The 14,607-nt window shown below is 70.4% G+C and carries 13 protein-coding genes; 6 read left to right on the top strand and 7 right to left on the bottom strand.

Annotated elements, in window-relative coordinates:
* Window positions 1–56: 56 nt before the first annotated feature.
* The 3 genes from MB1_RS25765 (at window position 57) to mce1N (ending at window position 1,193) form a co-directional block, all read left to right on the top strand.
* Window positions 57–203: a hypothetical protein gene (locus MB1_RS25765; protein ID WP_157084182.1), complete on the top strand. Its 147-nt coding sequence runs from the start codon at window positions 57–59 to the stop codon at window positions 201–203.
* Between the two features lie 68 nt (window positions 204–271).
* Complete coding sequence (locus MB1_RS19785; RefSeq protein WP_157084181.1) at window positions 272–715, top strand: hypothetical protein; 444 nt, start codon at window positions 272–274, stop codon at window positions 713–715.
* On the top strand, window positions 702–1,193 hold the full coding sequence (gene mce1N / locus MB1_RS19780; RefSeq protein WP_066911517.1) for a transport-regulating membrane protein Mce1N: 492 nt from the start codon (window positions 702–704) through the stop codon (window positions 1,191–1,193). Before MB1_RS19785 ends, mce1N begins: the two co-directional genes overlap by 14 nt.
* Here mce1N and MB1_RS19775 read toward each other — a convergent pair whose 3' ends face one another.
* Window positions 1,194–1,712: a gamma carbonic anhydrase family protein gene (locus tag MB1_RS19775; RefSeq protein ID WP_066911726.1), complete on the bottom strand. Its 519-nt coding sequence runs from the start codon at window positions 1,710–1,712 to the stop codon at window positions 1,194–1,196. It abuts the gene before it with no gap.
* A gap of 467 nt (window positions 1,713–2,179) precedes the next feature.
* Between MB1_RS19775 and MB1_RS19770 the strand changes: the two genes are divergently transcribed.
* Window positions 2,180–3,469: a lipase family protein gene (locus MB1_RS19770; protein WP_157084180.1), complete on the top strand. Its 1,290-nt coding sequence runs from the start codon at window positions 2,180–2,182 to the stop codon at window positions 3,467–3,469.
* On the opposite strand, the gene sigJ is transcribed toward MB1_RS19770, so the two are convergent.
* The 4 genes from sigJ to MB1_RS19750 all read right to left on the bottom strand — a co-directional run bounded on the left by sigJ (window position 3,466) and on the right by MB1_RS19750 (window position 8,569).
* Window positions 3,466–4,356 carry an RNA polymerase sigma factor SigJ gene (gene sigJ / locus MB1_RS19765; RefSeq protein WP_084352256.1) on the bottom strand — a complete coding sequence of 297 codons (891 nt, stop codon included), beginning with the start codon at window positions 4,354–4,356 and terminating at the stop codon, window positions 3,466–3,468. The genes MB1_RS19770 and sigJ overlap by 4 nt on opposite strands.
* A complete protein-coding gene (locus MB1_RS19760) occupies window positions 4,353–4,793 on the bottom strand; it encodes a carboxymuconolactone decarboxylase family protein (protein ID WP_066911511.1) in 441 nt (146 codons plus the stop codon). The genes sigJ and MB1_RS19760 overlap by 4 nt, the downstream gene beginning before the upstream one ends.
* Window positions 4,794–4,882: 89 nt before the next feature.
* Window positions 4,883–6,577: an HNH endonuclease signature motif containing protein gene (locus tag MB1_RS19755; RefSeq protein ID WP_066911508.1), complete on the bottom strand. Its 1,695-nt coding sequence runs from the start codon at window positions 6,575–6,577 to the stop codon at window positions 4,883–4,885.
* A 69-nt stretch (window positions 6,578–6,646) separates the two neighbouring features.
* Window positions 6,647–8,569: an acyl-CoA dehydrogenase family protein gene (locus MB1_RS19750; RefSeq protein WP_066911505.1), complete on the bottom strand. Its 1,923-nt coding sequence runs from the start codon at window positions 8,567–8,569 to the stop codon at window positions 6,647–6,649.
* A gap of 90 nt (window positions 8,570–8,659) precedes the next feature.
* Here MB1_RS19750 and MB1_RS19745 point away from each other — a divergent pair, with 90 nt between their 5' ends.
* Window positions 8,660–9,244: a PepSY domain-containing protein gene (locus MB1_RS19745; protein ID WP_066911502.1), complete on the top strand. Its 585-nt coding sequence runs from the start codon at window positions 8,660–8,662 to the stop codon at window positions 9,242–9,244.
* A gap of 19 nt (window positions 9,245–9,263) precedes the next feature.
* Here MB1_RS19745 and MB1_RS19740 read toward each other — a convergent pair whose 3' ends face one another.
* Complete coding sequence (locus tag MB1_RS19740) at window positions 9,264–10,742, bottom strand: serine hydrolase domain-containing protein (RefSeq protein ID WP_084352254.1); 1,479 nt, start codon at window positions 10,740–10,742, stop codon at window positions 9,264–9,266.
* Window positions 10,743–10,767: 25 nt separating this feature from the next.
* Window positions 10,768–11,295 (bottom strand): ArsR/SmtB family transcription factor, encoded by a 528-nt coding sequence (locus tag MB1_RS19735; RefSeq protein WP_066911496.1) that lies wholly within the window; start codon window positions 11,293–11,295, stop codon window positions 10,768–10,770.
* Between the two features lie 89 nt (window positions 11,296–11,384).
* Between MB1_RS19735 and MB1_RS19730 the strand changes: the two genes are divergently transcribed.
* On the top strand, window positions 11,385–14,600 hold the full coding sequence (locus tag MB1_RS19730; RefSeq protein WP_066911493.1) for an ATP-binding protein: 3,216 nt from the start codon (window positions 11,385–11,387) through the stop codon (window positions 14,598–14,600).
* Window positions 14,601–14,607 lie beyond the last annotated feature (7 nt).

Here is a 14,607-nt window from a genome sequence, read left to right as displayed (position 1 = left end):
GTGACCTTTGTCTCCCCGGCTCGGGTGACCGGCGTCACCACCCCGGGAGATGCCACATGTACGGGGTTGACGTGGAGGTCACGGTGCAGGTTCGGATGGAGCGCAGCCGGAGTTCGCGACTGGAAGCTCTGCTGATCGTCGTGATCGCACTGGTCGGCATTCTGGCGGCCACCGCGCTGGCCCTGCCGGGCCTGATGAGCTGATCCGACCCTCCCCGCTCGACATACCCCCACCCGCGGGTTCCGTTGTTACTCCATGCCACGATGACCGCGTGACCGAACCGCAGGGACCGCCTCGGGTGCTCACCGTCGCCGTCGTCGCCTGGGCGATCGGGGCGATGGCATTGATCGCCCTGGGGCTGATCGGATTCACCAGCGGAAGCGATCTGCGGCAGGCCTATCTGGACCAGGGCATGTCGTCGGACTCCGCGAATTCCTATGTCTCCTTCGTCCGCACTCTCTCGGTGGTCCTGGCCCTGCTCGGGCTGGTGATCGCCGCGCTGCTCGGGGCGGTGCGCGACGGCGGCCGGGTGGCGCGCCGCATCGTGGTCGGCGTCAGCGGGCTCTTCGCCGCGGTCAGCTTCGTCTCGTTGGCCGCCGGCGCCGTTCCGGTGCCCCCGCTGATCGTCGTGGCGCTGATCGTGTTGCTGGTGGTGGCCTCGGTCCTGAGCTATCGACCGGCCGCCGGCGCCTGGTTCGCGCGTGCCCGCACCTGAACCGGCCGACGAGACGCTCTTCGAGGAGATCGGAGCGCGCTGGCGGGTGGTGTGGATCGGTCCGATCATCTGCGTGATCGCGCTGGTGGTCGAGTTGGCGACCGGGCCGGCGATCCACTGGGGCGCGCTGGCCGGTGTCGCCGTCATCCTCGCGTCGTTCTCCGCCCTGGTCGTCCACGCGTCCCGGATCCACGTCAGCGTCTTCCTGACCCCGAACGAGCTGCGGCAGGGCGATCAGACGGTGCCGATCGACGACATCGTCGAGGTCATTCCGCCGACCGACTACACCCGCAGCCGGGGGAGGTCGGCGGCCTGGGAGAGCGCCCCGGCACTCGGCGGGCTGAGCAATGTGCCCCGCAAACGCACCGGCATCGGTGTCCGACTCCGGGACGGCACCGTGGCGCAGGCCTGGGCGCGGGACCACGAAACGTTGCGCGAGAAGCTGACCGAACTGGTCGGCGCCCGAGAGTCGGACTGATCAGTCGAGCGGGGTCGCCGTGCGGTGCGACTCGAGCAGTCCGACGTAGTGCTCGGCGTTGTAGCGGATCGCGGCGACCTCGTCCTCGCCGAGCTCGCGGCGCACCTTGGCCGGCACGCCGGCGACCAGCGAGCGCGGCGGCACCACCATGCCCTGCGGGATCAGTGCGCCGGCGGCGACGAGGCTGCCGGTCCCGATCACCGCGCCGTTGAGCACGACCGCGCCCATACCGATCAGGCAATCGTCTTCGACCGTGCAGCCGTGCAGGACCGCGTTGTGACCGACGCTGACCCCGGTGCCGACGCGCAGCGGAAAGCCGGGATCGACGTGGGCGGTGACGCCGTCCTGGAGGTTCGAGCCCTCGGCGATGTCGATCGACTCCGACTCCGCTCGGAGAACGGCCGAGTACCAGATGCCGACCCGGTCGGCCAGATTGACCGCGCCGATCACCGAGGCGGTCGGGGCGACCCAGGCGTCGGCGGCGATATTCGGCCGCAGGTCGCCCAGGGCGAGGATCAGTGCGCGAGGGGTGGCGGCGTCGTTCACAGCGTCGCAGTCTACTGGGGACCGGCCGGACTTTCGGTCACCATCGGGGTCCGAAAGTGATATGGGTCGCGATTCGCGTGGTCGGTATTCTCGCTTCGGCGTCGATCGTCACCCGACCGGACCGGCCATTTCGTGGCGATCGGTATGTTATGGATCGGCGACATTGTCGTGCGCTCGGCGGATTGTGGAGCGCCGCCATTACCGGACCGATTCGGCGACGGGGACTGTCCGATTTGTGTGGAGTGGGCTCCCAGTAAAATTCGGACGTCCGTCGGTAATGAGACCGGTCGGTTGAACAGCCTGGTTGTCGGGGATCGGTGTTGCATCCGAGCCGCCGGGGAAATCTGCGTCGAAGAAGGCGGATAGCGCACGTGAAGAGGGTGTTCGTGGGTAGGACGTCGACACGTCGTCGAACGGTCGCACAAAAGGTGCTGCTATCGGTGCTCACGGTCGCGCTGGGAATGGCGGGAAGCGGCATTGCCGCGGCGGTTCCCGCCCAACCGAATCAGGAGGATGTCGCACAGCTGCTGGCCGACGTGCTGCCGCCTCCCGTGGGGGATCCGTTCTTCGATGACACCCCGCCCGGGCTGGTCGATCTCGAGCCGGGCACCGTCCTGGACTTTCGGGACATCACCGCCGTGGCCGGCCCGTTGTTCGTGGTCCCGTCGCGGGTCAACCTGCTCAAGTACCGCACCACGGGCGCCGATTCCGATTCGTCGGATGCCACCTATGCGACCGCCTCGTTGACCGTTCCGGCCGCCCCGTGGCTCGGGCCCGGCAAGCGCCCGGTCTACGTCAACAACCTGGCGATCAACGCCCTCGGCCGCGGGTGCAGCCCCAGTTACCTGATGACCGGCCAGACCACGCATCCCGAGCCGCCGGACAAGGACTTCCCGCCGATCACCGCCACGGCCCTCGCGCGCGGCTTCGCCGTGCTGACCACCGACCACGAGGGTCCGAACATGAACTACGGCGAGCCGTTTGTCGCCGGCCACGCGATCCTCGACGGCATTCGCGCGGTGCGCGGACAGTTCCCCGACGAATTCGACGGCAGCCGCTTCGCGATGTCCGGCTACTCCGGCGGCGCGATCGCCACGCACGGTGCGGTGAAGCTGATCGACAGCTACGCCCCCGAACTTGCCGACGACATCGTCGGCGCCGCGATCGGCGGCATCCCGCTGGACTACGCGCAGCTGATGACCACCATGAACGGCAACCTCGCGTCCGGGCTGCTCGCGGCCGCCGCGCTCGGGGTCGGTCGGGCTCATCCCGAGGTGCTGACGCTGATGAGCAACGACGGCCGTCGACTGGCCACCTCCGATGTGCGGCGGCTGTGCTCGACCGCGTTGACCGCCGGCGGGCTCGGCGCGCTGCCGCTCGAGACCTTCCTGTACCCGCAGGCCCTCGACCGGCCCGAGGTGGCGGCGCTGTTCAAGCGGCTGCGCATGCCGGATATCGCCGCCGGTACGGACCTGTTGGTCTACAACGGCGCGACCGATCCGTGGATCCCGGCCTCCGGTGCCCGCGCGCTGGCGACCGAGCAGTGCTCCCTGGGGGTCTCCGTCGAGTACTTCGAGGGCCCGGCAGAGCACCTGGTGTCCGAGACGCTGCACTTCCAGCGGGTGTTCTCCTGGGTGAGCGATCGGTTGACCGCCGCCGACCCCACGCCGACCGCCTCGTCCTGCGGTCCGGACGGGTCCGTCGAGGTCAACCGGGTATCGCTCTCCTAAGGGGCTTCGGGGGGCTCGGGCAGGCCGGTCAGCTTGTCGGGGTTCGCCAGCAGGTGCAGGCGGGCAACCCGGCCGTCGCGCACCTCGACGATCGCGACGCGGGTGATGTCCCCGATCGTGTAGACCAGCCCGGCGCCCGCGTTGATCGACACCATCTCGACGCGAGCCTCGCCGATCTTGCCGATGATGCCGAGCAGGAAGCGCACGACTCTGTCGGGCCCGACGATCGGGCGCAGCGCCGACGAGACCTTGCCGCCGCCGTCGGCGATCAGCACCGCGTCGTCGGTCAACAGGGCGACCGCCTCGGCGGAGCGACCGCTCAGCACCGCCGTCAGCAGGGCCTCCATCGCCGGGATCTCCCGGCCGGAGCCGACATCGTCCGGGTCGAAGTCGATCTTGGCGCGGGCCCGGTGCCCGAGTTGGCGGCAGCTCGCCGGGGTGCGGCCGAGCATCGTGGCGATCTCGTTGTACGAATGGTCGAAGGCGTAGCGCAGCACGTAGACCGCCCGCTCCTCCGGCCCGAGGCGATCCATCAGGTGCAGCAGCCCGAACGCCAACGACTGGCGCTGCTCGACCGTCTCGTGCGGCAGGCGCCCCGGGTCGATCGGCTCGGGCAGCCACGGGCCGATGTACTCCTCGCGATGCCGCGCGAGGGTCCGCCAGCGATCGAGGGCCAGCCGCGTGGTGACCGTGGTCAACCACGCGACCGGCTCCTCGAGATCGGTCGGCCGTCGGTCGTGCCAGCGCAGCCAGGTTTCCGAGACGACGTCCTCCGCCTCCGCCCAGCTGCCCAACATGCGGTAGGCAACGCCGAGCAGGCGGCTGTTGAATCGCTCGAATCGGTCCCGGTCGAGCGCCTCGGGCGCGGCCGGCGGCTGATCGGTCACAGATCCTCGGCCTCCAAACCGGTGGTGATCGCCAGCCGGTTCCAGCAGTTGATCGCGATGATCGCCATCAACAACCGGCCGGTGCCCTTGAGGTCCCAGCGGTTGACCGCCTCGTCCCAGACCGCGTCGGAGACCCCGTCGGCGCTGAGCCGAGTCACCTCGTCGGTCAGGGCGAGGGCGGCCTCCTCTGCGGGGGAGAACAGGTCGGTATCGCGCCACTGCTTCTGCAGCGCGGTGATCCGATCCTCGGATTCCCCGGCCGCCCGGGCGTCGCGGGTGTGCATCGCCAGGCAGTATCCGCAGCCGTTGAGCGCCGACGCACGGATCTTCACCAGCTCGAAGGTCCGCTTGTCGTTGTGGGTGCGGGCGTAGGCCTCCAGACCCAGCAGCGGCGCGTACGCACCGGGGAGCACCTTCTGCATCTTCATCCTGGCCATGGCCGTCCTTTCGGTTCCGGGGCCCGTCCGGGCCCGCACCCGACTGACGAACTACCCGCCACAAATGTGACAGACCGCAGCCGTGCCGCTCAGAATGGCGGCGGATGGGCGCGTTCCCATCGATCGCGCGCCCGGGTATGCGCATCGATCCGGTCGCGCCGGGCGCGGTCGAGATCCCCCCGGGCAGGATGCCGACGCGGTGCGGGCGGGCGCAGTTCGGTGAACAGGTCGTAGCCGGTGTAGGCGTTGCCGATGAAGTAGTGCCCGGTCGGGGCGCGGAAGGCGACGGTACCGAGCGGATCCTGATAGTCGCGCCACCCGATATCGAAGGTCTTCAGGCGGTGGTGAAAGCGGCACAACGGTTTCAGGTTGTCCCGCCGCGTCCGACCGCCGTCCGCGTAGGAGATCGTGTGGTCGAGATCGCAGGCGGATACCGCGGTGGTGCAGCCGGGAAAGGTGCAGCACAGTTCACCCGCGGCGACCAAGCCGCGCAGCGAACGGCTCGGCGCGTACCCGGAGGCGGGGCGATCGGAAGGTGCGGCGTCGCCGCCCGGCGCGGCCGAGGTGGGAGGGCCGCCGGTGGTGTGCGCGTAGCTGCGTTTCGCCTCGCGGACGAGGTCGCGTGCCACCGCGGCGTCGAGGATGCCGTGACCGTCGAGGAAGGCGGGGCAGTCGTTCGCGCCGAGAAGCGTTGCGAGGCTGACGATGATGTGGAACGTCGGCCGCGGGCGAAGCGCGCCGGGCGAGTCGGGGTCGCCGGGCCGGGTGGACGGCGTGGGCACTTCGGGCCGGCCGGCGGTGCCGGGCGAGGTGGCGACATTGTCGCGGTTGGGCGGCGTGGCGAGCTGGTGTGAGGCATCCGCTGCCGGTGTCGAAGCCGCTACCGGTGTCGAAGCCGCTGCTGCCGACGAAGCCGTGCAGTCCGGGCAGATGCAAGCCAGTTCCCGGTGTCCATCGGTGAGGGCCACGAGGGCGTCCGCGCGACGCTGGGCGATGCTGCGCGGATCGGCGGGATGGACCGCCTGCGCCATCGCGTTCAGTCGAGCGTCCACACCCGCGGCCCGATGGGCGGGCAGCGATCCGGTGATGCGCGATTGGCCGGGCGTATGCCGATCCGGCCGCACGCGAATGTGGCGGGACCGGTCGGCCTCCTCGAGCCGGCGCACGGCGGAAGCGGCATCGATCCGGGCGATGCTGGCGTCGACCAGAGTGCGGAAGCGCGCCGACGACATCGGTGCCCGGTGCTCGATCTCCTCGGCCAGGGCGGCGTCGAGCTCGGGAAAGATCGCCTCCTCGCAGAGGGTGGTGCGGTTGACGATCAGCAGGAACCGGGCCAGGTCGATCCGTCCGCGCGCGAGCATCCGGCCGGTGAGCGGCAGCTGGTGACGCATGGTGGCACCGGCGATGATCAATTCGCGGGCGCGAGCCGCAGGAGCGTTCAGGGCGGACCCGACCGCGCCGATCGCCTGCTCCATCCCGTCTGGACCGAACCGTGCGCGGGTACGCGCGGCCGTGCACGCCTGCACGAACAGGCCGGCGACCGAGGGGGCGGGCTCGTCCCCGAGGGCGGCGGCGACCCGCGTCTCGTGCGTGAGCGTGTAGTCCTCGAACAGCAGTGACGCGGCCTGCAGCAGCCGGTAGTCCGCCGAGGCCGTGACCGCCGCACAGTGCGTCAGAATCGACACCAGCTCGGTTGGTCCGAGCTTCGTGTCCATGCCGAGCTGATCGAGCACCCGATCCGTTCCGGAGCGGATGTCGACGTGGCGATCGACTGCAGTGGACATGCATCGAACATACGTTCGAGTGATACGAACGTCAATACGTTGCCCGGAATTGCTCCGGATTCGGCGACCTCAGTCGTCGGTCAGCATCGGGGCGTCGAGCATCGCCTCGGGCACCCCGAAGCCGTCGACGAGGATCCGCGCGTGCGGGCGCAGGGTGCGGCAGCGCTCGTTGAGCCCGCGGGTCACCGCCTTGGCCCGCTCGGTCGAGATGAAGCGGTGCTCGATGAACCAGGCGCGGTCGGCGGCGATCACGTCGAGGGCGTAGAGATCGCAGAGGTCCTCGAGGATCTCCTTGGCCGGCGGGTCCTCGCACCTCTCGATCGCCGCGACGAAGGCCTCGAGCTCGACCCGCTCGATATGCGCCTGCGCGACGTGCAGGATGTGGTCCTGCACGAAGTTGAACGCCTCGAACTGGCTCTCCAGTCGCTTGTCCGCCGCGCGTAGACGCATCGCCGCGGTGTAGATCAGGTACTCCTCGCGATCCTCGAGCATCTTGATCTGGGTGCCGCGGTTGAACAGGCTGCCCTCCTCCTCGTTGTCCTGGCGGGTGTCGAGGAGGGTCTGGATGAACGGTGCTGCCGCGGTCCGCTTCATCACTTCGTCGCCGACGGTCGAGGCGGCAAACTTGATCCAGCCGATCGCATCCCGCGAGCGCACCTCGTCGGCGTAGGCGGTCAGCAGTTCCTTGGCGACCAACTGTGAGAGCACGACATTGTCACCCTCGAAGGTGGTGAAGACGTCGGTATCGGCGCGCAACCCGATCAGCCGATTCTCCGCCATATAGCCGGCGCCGCCGCAGGCCTCGCGGGCCTCCTGGATCGCGCGGGAGGCGTGCCAGGTGTTGGCCGCCTTGAGCCCCGCGGCGCGGCCCTCGAGCTCGCGCTGCTCGGTGGCGTCGACGTCGCTGCGGGACTGGATATCGGCCATCCGCGTGACCAATTCGTTCTGCGCGAAGCGCAGCGCATAGGACCTGGCGACCAGCGGAAGCAGCCGACGCTGATGCGAGAGGTAGTCCATGATCACCACCTCCTCGCCGGTATCGGTGTTGTGGAACTGCCGGCGCTCGAGGCCGTAGCGGACCGCGATGGTCAGCGCCACCTGCGCCGCGGCGCCCGCCGCGCCGCCGACCGTGACCCGGCCGCGCACCAGGGTGCCGAGCATCGTGAAGAAGCGGCGATTGGGATTCTCGATCGACGACGAATAGGTACCGTCGTCGGCGACATCGGCAAATCGGTTGAGCAGGTTGTCCTTCGGCACCCGCACCCCGTGGAAGGCGATGCGCCCGTTGTCGACGCCGGGCAGACCGCCCTTGTAGCCGTGGTCGGAGGTCGTCACGCCGGGCAGGTCGGTGCCGTCGGCGTCGCGGATCGGTACGACCAGACAGTGGACGCCGTGGCCGGTGGGTTCCTCGCCGGGTCCGGCGGTGATCAGCTGGGCGAAGACCGCTGCGGTGCGGGCGGTTTCGGCGGCGCCGCCGATGTAGTTCTTCGTCGCCGACTCGGTCGGCGAGTCGATCACGAATTCCTTGGTGGTCGGATCGTAGGTGGCGGTGGTCTCGATCGACTGTACGTCCGATCCGTGGCCGGTCTCGGTCATCGCGAAGCAGCCGGGCAGCTCGAGCTCGATCAGCGGGCGAATGTACGCCTCGTGATGTCTTGTGGTGCCGAGGTTTTCGATCGCTCCGCCGAAGAGGCCCCATTGCACGCCGGCCTTGACCATCAGCGACAGGTCGGACATCGCCAGCATCTCGATCATCGTCACCGCGGCGCCCGGGTCGCCGGTCCCACCGGATTCGGTGCGGAAGCCGGGCTCGGCGACCTTCTCGGCGGCGAGTAGACGCAACTGCTCGTTGACCTTGGTGCGCGCGATCAGGGTATTCGGCGTGTAATGGGGAGCGAACTCGGGGCGCGAGAGCTGCCGACGAACATCTTGGCGAACCTTCGCCCACTGTCCGTCGAGGGCTGTGGTCAGGTGCTGGGCCGTTGACGTCATGTACCCCACGGTAGTGGTGATCGATGAATTCGCCAGATCCCTCCTGTCCGCTTCGTCGCATTGGTCAGGTTCTGTCGCTACGGTGGTGGCGTGACGATCACTCTGCGGCCCGTCCTGTCCCTGAGCGCGGCGGTCGCGATCGGGCTGGCTCTCACCGCCTGCGGAGGCTCCACGGACGGCGAGCCGACAGCTGCGGTCAGCACGACAACCGCCGCGACAGAGACCGCGACGACCACCACATCCACCGCGACCACATCCACCGCGACCGCATCCGCGGCGAGCGACCCGATCGCGGCCATCGCCACTGCCGAAGCCGAGGTCGGCGGCGTCGCCTACGAGATCGACGACGCCGACAACGACAGCAGCTGGGAGGTCGGCGTCCGCACCGGTGATACCGCTCGCGAGGTGCTGATCGGGCCCGACGGCGCGGTGGTGCGGGTGGAGGACGAGTCGCTCGATGACGATGATCGCCGTGCGCTCGATGCCGCCCGGATCGGCCTGGCCGAGGCGATCACCACCGCCCTCAACGAGACCGGCGGCGTCCTCGACGACGCGGAGTTCGAGGAGGAGAACGGCGCCTTCCATATCGAGGTGTCCGTCGACCGCGTAGATGGACGTGACGACGTCGATGTCCACATCGACCCGGTGAGCGGCGCGATCATCCGCATCGACTGAGCACGCGGCGGCGCCGGGTTCACAACGCCCACAGGGCAAATGCGGCGAGCGCCGTGCTGATCGCGAGGTCGAGACCCGCCCCCCAACGGTTCTTCGGGGGCAGCGTCGGCGTGCGGTCGATCAGCTTTCCGGCGGCGATCGGTACCAGCGCACCGATCGTGATACCGAGCAGAACGCCGGCGATTCCGGCGGGCAGCAGCTGCCATGGGCCGAGCCGCAGCAGCAGGGCGGACATGAAGATCGCAAACGCCACCGAGGAGAGCTGGGCGACCAGCGTCGGCCCGCGCAGGACTCGCACCAGCAGCGTCGCCACGGCCCCGATCGCGACCGCGAGGATGGCGAATCCGATGATCGTGGTGACGGTCTCGACGCGGGCCGTCGGGCCGTCGGAGCCGATCAGTCGGAAGCCGATCCCATCGACCGACAGGTCGGAGTTGCCGAGCACGATCGCCGCGCTGCGCTGTTCGAGGTCGATGGTCAGCATCGTGCGCGAGCCGCCGGTGCCGCCGTTGTGCCAGAGGATCTGTCGGCCGGTGGCCGGATCGGTGTCGATCTGCCAGGCCATGCCGGTCGCGTCGGTGTCGTCGTCGCGGTGCAGCGGTTGCAGGGCGGCGATCCCCGGCGCGCTTCCGTCGATGATCGCCTCGGCGTAGCGCAGCATGTCGTCGACCGTCGAGCGGGTACCGGTCCCGGCGGGCAGGAAACCCTCGCCGACCCACGGGGAGACCGGCCGGCCGTTGGAACGATGCGGTGCGGCGAAGGCCTCCGGGGTGTCCCCGAACGTGGTTCCGGTCATGCCGAGCGGGTCGAGCAGCCGTTCGCGGACCAGGTCGGACCAGGCATCGGCGCTCGCGGCGCGGGCCTGGGCGGCGCCGAGCAGGGCGATGCCGAAGTTGGAATAGCGGCTCTCGCCGGGATTGTCGACCTCGGCGGTGCGGGCGGCGTCGATCACCCGCGCGGTGGTCCAGCTCCCGTAGGGGTCGCCATCGGTCGCCCCGGCCGCGAGGTTGGGGATCACCGACGACGAGGGCATCGTCGGCAGCCCGCTGGTGTGGGTCGCCAACGCGCGCAAGGTGATCGACCCGGCGACGGTATCGGTCAGCTCCGGCAGATGCCGGGCGAGCGGGTCGTCGAGGGTCAGTTCGCCGCGCTCGATACCGTCCGCCAGCAGCATGCCGGTGAACGTCTTGGTGATCGAGCCGAGTTCGTAGGCGGTGGCCGGCCCGGGGGTGCCGGCGCCGGCATCACCGAGGCCGGCGGTGGCGGTCGCGCCGTTGTCGATGCGGCCGACCGACAGGGAGCGCAGCCCGGCGGGGGAGTCGATCGCGGCCTCGGTGTCGGCGATCAGATCGGCGTCGCCGCTGCGGTCGTCGCTCATGCGGCCCTGCGGTCCGAACATGGTGATCAGGACCGCGCCGATCAGCGCGGCCACCGTCGGGGCGACGACGGCCAGGGTGCGTACCGATCGGGAGGGGCGGACGGGAGTGGTTGTGGTCATGCCGTTTCCTTCCTGTGCGGTTTGTTCAGGCGGCGGCGGCCGTCAGGACGACGAGCAGGGGGATCACCCGTTCGCGCGGCACGTGATAGTGGCCGCGGCGGCGGGTCTGCAGCCAACCCGCCGACACCAGGGTGCGCAGGTGGTGATGCAACTGCCCGGTGGTCCCCAGCTCGGGATCGTCGCCGAGGTCGGCGGTCTTGGTCGTGCCGTGCAGCACCCGCTGCAGCAACCGCAGTCGGACCGGATGCGACAGCGCGGCAATACGATCCGCCGACTGTGACCAGTCCTCGTCCAGCAGCGGCGCGGAGGGGACCGTCCATTGCCAGTGCACCGGCTCGTCGCCGACGGTCGCGATACCGCCGTAGCTGATCGCGCCGTCGGGCATCCGGCTGCGCAGGTTGTCCAGCAGCCACAGGTCGAGGCTGTCGGACATGGTCTCGACGGGATGATCGACCGCCGGCGCGGACTGCGCCGGTGCGAGGGCGTCGAGCCGACTGGTCAGGTTCGCCACCGCCGTTTCGAGCGCTGCGAGCCGGGCATCGGGATCGGTCATGACGTCGATAATACGTAAAAACGTTTCTGCGTCCAAATGTGCCCGGCGTCGGACCCCGGTGGCGGGGCGGGTCTTCGTATCCTTGGCCTGTGACGTTCCCGCTCGAGGTGCTCGACGACGTGCGCTGGCGGGGCGTGCCCGTTCCCGGTGAACGCCAGCGCACCCTGCTGGCGGCGATCATCGAGACCAGCCCGGCCTCCGCGGATCGACTGATCGAGCAGATCTGGCCGGACGGCGCCCCCGACAACGCCGCCAAGGCCCTCCAGGTGGTGGCCGTCCGGGCGCGCAAGGCCACCGACGCGAGCGTGCTCGAGCGGGTCGGCGACGGCTACCGTCTCGCGCTCACCGCGGACGATGTCGACGTGCTGACCCTGCTCGACCGTGCCGATCGGGCGGCAGCGGCGGCGGCCGCCGACGAGTGGGCCCGGGCGCGCACCTTGGCTCGCGAGGCGCTGGCGGTACCGACCGGCGACGGGGGCGACTCCGATACCAGCCTCGGTCGGTTGCGCCTGGCGGCGGCCGCCGCGTCCGATCGCTGCCGGGTGCTGGCCGGTATCGGCGCCTCCCGCCTCGGCGCGCACGCCGAGGCGCTCGATCTGTTGACCGACGAGGACGCGCTGCGCGAGGACCGGGTGGCGGTCGCGATACTGAAAAGTACCGCCGCGCAACGGGGGATACCGTCCGCGTTGCAGCGGTACGCGCGCTATCGGGCCGTCCTGGCCGACCGCTGGGGGACCGACCCGGCTCCGGTCGTCCGGAGCGCCCACGCGCAGTTGTTGGCCGCCGATCGGCCGGTGCGCACCGGAATCCAGCAGGACGCCACCGAATTGGTCGGGCGCGCGGCGGATATCGCCGCGCTCGATCGGCTGGTTCGCACCCGCAGGGTCGTGACGATTCTCGGTCCCGGTGGTCTCGGCAAGACCCGGCTGGCCCATGTGGTGGCTCGCGCCGCCGAGCAGCCGGTGGTGCACCTGGTCGAATTGGTCGGCGCCCGCACCCCGGAGGCGTTCTGGCCGACGCTCGGGGCGGCCCTGGGCACCGCGGAATCCACGCCGCGCGGGCGGCCGATGCGTGCCGATATCGATCCGCGCGGCCGCGTCCTCGAGCTGCTCGCCGGCCCCCCGACCCTGCTGATCCTGGACAACTGCGAGCAGATCATCGACACGGTCGCCGAGGCGGTCGGGGTGTTGACCGCCAACCTGCCGGAGCTGACCGTGCTGTCCACCTCCCGCGCGCCGCTGTCGATCTCCGCCGAGTACTGCTATCTGCCCGCCCAGCTCGACGAGGACAGCGGGGTGCGCCTGTTCACCGAGCGCGCCCGCGCCGCCCGGCCGAACGTGCCGCTCGATCCCGCGGTGGTCGCGACGCTGGTCGAGCGGCTGGACGGTTTGCCGTTGGCGATCGAACTCGCGGCCGCCCGGGTGCGGGTGCTGTCCCCGGAGCAGATCCTGGCGCGCATCGACGAGCGGTTCACCCTGCTGCGGGCGGGCGACCGCTCGGTGCCCGATCGGCACCGCACCCTGCAGGCGGTGATCGATTGGTCGTGGAATCTGCTGTCGCCCAACGATCGCACCGCGTTGGCGCGGCTATCGGTCTTCCACGACGGGTTCACCCTCGACGCGGCCGCCGACTATCTGGCGGCGTTCTCCACCGACGAGCCGACGCCGGCGGACCCGGTCGCGGCGACCGATCTGATCCAACGCCTGATCGAACAATCGTTGCTGACGGTCGTCGACGACGCGACGATGCGCTTCCGCATGCTCGAGACCGTCCGCGAGTTCGGGCGCGACCGCCTGGCCGACGCCGACGAGCGCGACGTCGCCGCGGCGGCCCTGCGCACCTGGGCCACGCACTTCTCGCGGATGATCCGCCCGCTGCTGTCCGGACCGAAGCAGGCGTCGGCCGTCGCGAGCGTGCGCGCCGAACAGACCAACCTGATCACCGAACTGCTCGCCGCGTTGGCCGCCGTCGGCGAGGGGACCGGCGCCCGGCAGGCGGTCGCCGAGATCGCGGCCGCGCTGTTCACCTTCTGGGATGTCGACGGCGATACCCAGCGGATGTTCGACCTGTTGGGAACGGTGGTCGATACGATCATCGGACCCGACCCGGCCGCCGGGGTCGACCTACCGGCCGAGTCGCTCGATGCCGCGCGCGAGGTGCTGTCGATCTCGCTGACCTTCGACGTGATGCTGCGCGATCGGCCCTCGGACCGCGGGCGGGACACCCTGCGTGCCCTCGGCCCCGGCAGTGACCCGCATACCTCCGCCTTCGCGATCGTCGTGCTCGCCGCGATCGAGGCGGACGACACCGGGCCGACCGGGGGTGTCGATCGCCTCGAGGAGCTGCTCACCCGGCTGGCCCGCGATCCGCGTCGCCAGGTCGCGCTGGTCGCCCGCCGCTGGTGGTGCCACCGCGCGGAGAGCCGCGGGGATGTCACGACCGCGATCGAGATCATCGACGGGTCGATCGACCTGCACGATCCGGCGCTCGACGGCCCGGCCGCCGGCGCGGACCTGCTGCGCACCCGCGCCGCGATGCTCCAGCAGGTCGGCCGGTTCGCCGAGGCGGCGATCGATGCCCGCCGCGCCCTGACGATCCTCGAGGACCTCGGTGCCCGGTACGCCCACGAGGATCTGCTCCCGGTGATCGCGATGGCCGAATTGGCCGCCGGTCGCACCACCGACGCCGATGCGCTGATGGAACGGGTGCTCGGCGAACGCGCCCAGGGGTTGCGCGGCAGCCTCTGGGCGATCGGGGCGCGGGAGGGCTGGCTCGCCGAGGTCAGCGCCGCGTCCGGCGACTTCGCCGCCGCCCGCGATCTGCGGCGTCGCGTGCTGCACGAGATCGACAACCATCTGCCGATCGTCGCCGAGCTCATCGGTCCGGTGAAACCGTGGTTGGTGCTCTCCGCCGGCGCGATCGCCCTGGCCGCGGCGGCGCGGGTGGAGACCGGAACCGACGGGGACGACCTGTGGCGGCGGGTGCGCCGCGACCTGGCCGCCGGCATCCCGCGCGACGACGCGGTCGACTATCCGGTCGCCGGCGTCGCGGCCTTCGCCCTCGGCCTGTGGGGTGCCACCCGTCGGCGCTGTGCCCCCGAGCACGCGGCCGCGCTGGTGGCGCTGGCCGATCGCATGGGGTACGGCCGGCCCAGTCTGATCCCGGACTGGTCGGCGGGCGTCGCCCTGCTCGACCACCACATCCCGGGCGCGCTCGCACGCGCCCGGGACGAGGTGGACGGGGTGGATACCGCGGGGTTGCTCGAGCGTCTGGCCGAGGTGCTCGCCGCCCTGCCCCCCGACTGACATCCGC

Origin of the sequence: Millisia brevis NBRC 105863, assembly GCF_001552615.1 — a bacterium.
GTDB classification, from domain to species: domain Bacteria; phylum Actinomycetota; class Actinomycetes; order Mycobacteriales; family Mycobacteriaceae; genus Millisia; species Millisia brevis.
This window is presented reverse-complemented; position numbering and strand designations above follow the sequence as displayed.

Excerpts from the sequence above, each read along its gene's own strand:
- MB1_RS25765 (WP_157084182.1), top strand. The coding sequence starts at position 57 with ATGTACGGGGTTGACGTGGAGGTCACGGTGCAGGTTCGGATGGAGCGC.
- MB1_RS19760 (WP_066911511.1), bottom strand. The coding sequence starts at position 4,793 with ATGGCCAGGATGAAGATGCAGAAGGTGCTCCCCGGTGCGTACGCGCCG.
- MB1_RS19755 (WP_066911508.1), bottom strand. The coding sequence starts at position 6,577 with ATGTCCACTGCAGTCGATCGCCACGTCGACATCCGCTCCGGAACGGAT.
- MB1_RS19750 (WP_066911505.1), bottom strand. The coding sequence starts at position 8,569 with ATGACGTCAACGGCCCAGCACCTGACCACAGCCCTCGACGGACAGTGG.
- MB1_RS19740 (WP_084352254.1), bottom strand. The coding sequence starts at position 10,742 with ATGACCACAACCACTCCCGTCCGCCCCTCCCGATCGGTACGCACCCTG.
- MB1_RS19735 (WP_066911496.1), bottom strand. The coding sequence starts at position 11,295 with ATGACCGATCCCGATGCCCGGCTCGCAGCGCTCGAAACGGCGGTGGCG.